Annotated in this window: 1 protein-coding gene; it reads left to right on the top strand. The window is 66.2% G+C overall.

Annotated features, from left to right (window positions below; genetic code table 11):
- Nucleotides 1–379 (top strand): adenosylhomocysteinase (locus ACLIYP_RS30875; RefSeq protein WP_412716354.1); only part of this gene is annotated, 379 nt, incomplete at both ends.

Raw genomic sequence — 379 nt, 5'->3', positions numbered from 1 at the left:
GGATGAAGCACCAGGCGATCGTGGGCAACATCGGGCACTTCGACAACGAGATCGACATGGCCGGGCTGGCGGCGGTGCCGGGGATCGTCAGGGACGAGGTCAAGCCGCAGGTGCACACCTGGACGTTTCCCGACGGTCACGCGGTCATCGTGCTGTCGGAGGGGCGGCTGCTGAACCTGGGCAATGCCACCGGGCATCCGTCGTTCGTGATGTCGAACTCCTTCGCCAACCAGACGATCGCGCAGATCGAGCTGTTCACCAAGCCGGACGCGTATCCGGTGGGGGTGTATGTGCTGCCCAAGCGTCTGGACGAGAAGGTCGCCCGGCTGCATCTGGAGGCGCTGGGGGCGAGGCTGACCGTGCTGCGTCCGGAGCAGGC

Source organism: Streptomyces nanhaiensis (assembly GCF_046614825.1).
In the GTDB taxonomy this organism is placed as follows: domain Bacteria; phylum Actinomycetota; class Actinomycetes; order Streptomycetales; family Streptomycetaceae; genus Streptomyces; species Streptomyces radiopugnans.
Note: the sequence above shows the minus strand (reverse complement) of the source record. Positions and strands in the feature narration are given on the sequence as shown.